Below are 4704 nucleotides of genomic sequence, written 5' to 3'. Positions count from 1 at the left end.
AATCCCTTTTTCTGCTAATACTTCGGAAATGGTTGCGGCAATTTTCAGGGAATTTCGGTAAGGATAATCCATCCATACGGTCATTTCCAAAAAACCATCATTTTCTAACCCATCATAAATTTTTGAAAAAGCTTCAGTAGTGAGAAGATATTCTTCCTGTAGGGCCTGTAATCCCGCGGAACCACCAAAAGCTCCTAATGATGGAAGACTGATAAGGTTGTATTTTTCCGAAGATTTAGCCAAAAAAGAACGGGAATCCTGACGGTGCCAGGTAACAGCATCCTTACTTTCAAAACCAATATTCCCGGCAGCAAACCCGGAAACCAATTCGTTGGATTCTACATGGTCAATATGGGATGCGCCTTTCATTTCTGCATATTGTGTCCGTATTCCGGTTCCGGCATCAAGTACCAGTACCTTTTTATGGTTAGCGAGTTCCCAAGCTACTGCTGAAGTGGTATAATCCAAAATACGACTGTCCTCGGGTGACTGCAATACTGCACCTGCCCAATCCCCATTGCTGAACACAGCATCGACAATTGGCACTCCTTCCGTATAAAAAAGGCTCAAACCCGGGGCATACCTCAATGCCGGTGAAGAGACATATTGTACCCAGCCATAAGGACTATTGGCCGTTTTTTCTATGGTTGCTTCGGGCAAATCAAGTGTTGTGCTCAGGCTTTTATATTGAGAAATTGGCAGCGATGGCGGATAAATCACCCCAATCCCAAGCAGCACAATTGCTGTTGCCACTGTAGTGGAAATCCATAGCTGTCTTCTTAAAACAGGAAGTATAAATAACGTAGCAATTAACGAAGCAAAACCTGTAATAAAAGGAATTAAAGTGGGTGCAGCCGTCCAAAACAAAACAATGGCCACCAAACCTCCCAAACCGGAACCAACTAGGTTGCTGAAATACAATTTACCAATGTTATCAGTATATTTTACAAAGACCAATCCTATAGCCAAAGCACAAAAAAAGAATGGAATAAAAAACAGCAATTCATAAAGTAGAAGTTGCCAAAGTTGGTGTTGTTCCACAAATAATAAATAGGTGTCAAACCGGGCAAAAGGTTGTCCCGATAGCCATACGGCAAAGGGCATGCATATCCCTGTAAGAATCATGAACAGGGGCAAGAGATCATCTATCCTTTCAAGCAAAAATTTACGAAACAAAGCAATAAAAGTACCTGCGGCCCCAAACCCTAATAATGCAATGGCAATTACCATATAAGCAAAATGATACCACTGAACAATAGAGAGGTATTGCATAAGGCTCAATTGATAAGCAATCATTGCAATAGACAACAATCCAACAGAAATTAAAAGCCGGTTGAAGTAGGAGTTACTCTGCATCAGTTACGGGTAAAAGGCACAAACCTTACGGGGAAAAGATTTCGGGTTTTCCATTTTCCATCCTTCCCTTTTTCTACCAACATCAAGTTTTGGTTTGTAAAGGGAGCTCCCACGGGAATAATCATTTTACCGCCTTCTTTTAATTGGGCAATAAGCGGTGGCGGAATAAACTCACTTGCTGCGGTTACCACTATGGCATCAAAAGGACCGTGTTCTTCCCAGCCGTAATAACCATCAGCAGCTTTTACATGAATATTGGTATATCCCATCGTTTTTAAGCTGTTTTTGGCACTTCGAGCCAAAGCATCAACAATCTCAATTGTATATACCTCATTCACTATTTCAGCAAGCACGGCTGCCTGATATCCTGAACCTGTACCAATTTCCAAAACTTTCATTCCGGGACGCGGATTGATTATTTCTGTCATATAAGCCACAATATAAGGTTGTGATATGGTCTGGCCATGACCAATGGGCAACGGGCGGTCTTCATAAGCATGCCTTACCTGAGACTGCGGAACGAGTTTATGGCGTTCCACGGTACGCATCGCATCAAGAGTGGCTTTGTCTTTAATACCCCGTGCCACCAATTGTTGATTAACCATTTGTTGTCTTTCCCTTTGAAAGTTATCCTGTGATACAGCGGGTATTGAAAATGAGAGAATAATACTGAGTAAATAAAGAGAAGTTTTCATGATGCCGTCTTTTAGTCATATTCAGTTAAATATAATAAATTAAGGCGACATATTAATCATTGGCTACTAAGCCAACTCTCTTTAAATCATTGTAAAACAAGTCTATATCTGGGATAATTTAAGAAACATAATCTTTTCTTAAAAATGGAAAGGGTGGTTTTGCTTTCACAAAACTACCCTTTTTAAAATGTTATTATCGAATGTAAATTGTAAATCTAATACTCCAATAACTTATCTAATATAGCCCTCACTTTTTCCGTGCTCGGAATCATTGTTTGCTCCAAAGTTGAGTTCAATGGAATGGCAGGCATATTTTCTGAACCTATTGTCATCACCGGGGCATCAAGGAACTGAAAACATTCCTCTTGAATTTTTCCGGCGAGTGCCCTTGCAAAACTGTTGTTGGAAGGTTCTTCAGTCACCACCAAACATTTTCCGGTTTTCTTGACCGACTTCATAATAGTTTCTTCATCCAAAGGGAAAAGCGTTCGCAAGTCGATAATCTCAACACGGTCACGCAGTCCTTGTGTTGCGTTCATTGCCCAGTGGACACCCATTCCATAAGAGACAATTGTAGCAGTTTCCACATCTTCCTGTTTCCAGATTTCTTGTAATAACCACGCTTTCCCGAAAGGCAACACATAGTCTTCTCCCGGTTCTACTGAGGTGGCACCCTTTGTTCCCGGAACTTTGCTCCAGTACAATCCTTTATGCTCAAAGATCACTACCGGATTGGGATCATAATAGGCTGCTTTTAATAATCCTTTTAAATCGGCACCGTTGCTTGGGTAGGCAATTTTCAACCCGCGGATGTTGGTCACCACACTTTCCACGGAAGAGGAATGATAAGGCCCACCACTTCCATAAGCACCAATCGGCACGCGAAGAATCATCGACACTGGCCATTTGCCATTTGAGAGATAACAACTTCGGCTCACCTCAGTAAATAATTGATTCAATCCTGGCCAGATGTAATCTGCAAACTGAACCTCAACTATGGGTTTTAATCCCACTGCACTCATTCCTACGGTGCTTCCAACGATGAAAGCTTCTTGAATGGGCGTATTAAACACACGGTTGTCACCAAATTTTTGCGCAAGTGTAGCCGCTTCGCGGAAAACACCGCCCAAACGACCGCCCACATCCTGACCGTAGAGTAAACATTCTTTGTGCTTTCGCATTAATTCTTCTATCCCAAAAAGGGCACAATCCACCATTACCACTTTTTCAGCTCCTTCAGGAATGCGGGTTCCGGTTTCTTCGGTTATGGGTGTGGGTGCAAAATCGTGTGTGAAAAGGTCTTCGGGTTTTGGGTCTTCGGCTTTTAGGGCTTCTTGATAGTGTTCCTCAACTTCCGCGGAAGCGGAAGTCTCAATCTCTTTCAGCTCACTTTCAGTAAACCCATTATCCAACAATTGTTTTCTAATCTTCGGATAGGGGTCACGCGAACGCGCCTCCTCCAAATCATCCCGGTACCATTCCATTCTAACTCCTGAAGTATGGTGATTCAGCAATGGAACCTTAGCGTGAACCAAAAACGGTCGGCGCTCTTTACGGATGGTTTCTATGACATTTTGTACTTCGGTATAGCTTTCAATAAAATCTGTTCCGTCAATGGAAATGGCTTCCAGTCCGTGAAACCCTTTGGCATATTCAAAAGCACTCTGTGCCCGGGTTTCCGCTTCATTGGCAGAAATATCCCAACCGTTATCCTGTACCAAATATAAAATAGGCAACTGTTTTAAAGCAGCCATTTGAAAGGCTTCGGCGATTTCGCCTTCGGTGACAGAGGCGTCGCCCAGTGAGCAGACCACAATCGGCAAATTCCCGCGAAGGCGGTAATCTCGGCCTTCAGATTCCGGAAACAAAAACCCATATCTATCCTCATCATTGAAAAGATTACCGCCCCTGTCTGCCGTCAGGCTAGATTCACGGTAATGGAATCCCAAAGCAGCACCCGTCGCGGGTATCGCCTGCATTCCGGTAGCACTGCTTTGATGCGGCACTTTGGGCTTATCATCATCCCGCAAACTGGGGTGGGAATAATAAGTCCTTCCGCCGGAAAAAGGGTCGTCTTTTTTTGCCAGTAATTGTAGCATTAAATCTTTTGGCGTACAGCCAAAACTCAACAACATCGAGTCGTCGCGGTAGTAAGGATAGGCATAATCTTGTGGCAGGAGTTGCATCCCCAAAGCGGTTTGTATGACTTCGTGTCCACGTGAGGTGGCATGTACATATTTTGAAACCACTTTGAAGTTTTCTTCATACAGCTCCGCCATGGCTTTTGCTGTGCAGACGTTTTTGAAGGCTTTTTTGAAAACTTTCTTGGAAATATTATGGGTCATTTTTATTTTATTTTTCTCTCGCAAAGTCGCAGAGTCGCAAAGTTTTTCTCTGCGGCTTAGCGGCTTTGCGAGAATCTATTTAGATTTTTCTTTTACTATCAAATTGTTCAAAATAATCGGCAATTCTTCTTAGGAAACTACCTCCTAAATAACCATCGACAATTCTATGGTCAAATGACAGGGACAAATACATCATTTGACGGATTTCAATGGTGTCGCCTTCGGTTTTTTCAATGACTTCTGCCCTTTTTTTGATAATGCCTGTTGCCAGAATGGCTGCTTCGGGCTGGTTGATAATGGGTGTTCCC

At 42.8% G+C, this 4704-nt stretch carries 4 protein-coding genes; all 4 read right to left on the bottom strand.

The window, feature by feature from the left end; all coding sequences use genetic code 11:
- A partial coding sequence (locus AC6F75_RS08130) for a spermidine synthase family protein (protein ID WP_500714504.1) occupies window positions 1-1356 on the bottom strand: 1356 nt, incomplete at its 3' end.
- Window positions 1356-2051 (bottom strand): protein-L-isoaspartate(D-aspartate) O-methyltransferase, encoded by a 696-nt coding sequence (locus AC6F75_RS08125; RefSeq protein ID WP_500714503.1) that lies wholly within the window; start codon window positions 2049-2051, stop codon window positions 1356-1358. The genes AC6F75_RS08130 and AC6F75_RS08125, both read right to left, overlap by 1 nt.
- 215 nt (window positions 2052-2266) lie before the next feature.
- Window positions 2267-4396, bottom strand: a complete 2130-nt coding sequence (locus AC6F75_RS08120) for a thiamine pyrophosphate-dependent enzyme (protein ID WP_500714501.1) — start codon at window positions 4394-4396, stop codon at window positions 2267-2269.
- A 79-nt stretch (window positions 4397-4475) separates the two neighbouring features.
- On the bottom strand, window positions 4476-4704 hold a 229-nt coding region (locus AC6F75_RS08115), incomplete at its 5' end, for a 2-oxo acid dehydrogenase subunit E2 (protein WP_500714500.1).

The organism is Planktosalinus sp., from assembly GCF_059864935.1.
The sequence above is the reverse complement of the archived record's forward strand: the minus strand, read 5'-3'. Positions and strand labels throughout refer to the sequence as shown.

Coding starts and splice junctions, on each gene's coding strand:
- AC6F75_RS08125 (WP_500714503.1), bottom strand. CDS start 2,051: ATGAAAACTTCTCTTTATTTACTCAGTATTATTCTCTCATTTTCAATA.
- AC6F75_RS08120 (WP_500714501.1), bottom strand. CDS start 4,396: ATGACCCATAATATTTCCAAGAAAGTTTTCAAAAAAGCCTTCAAAAAC.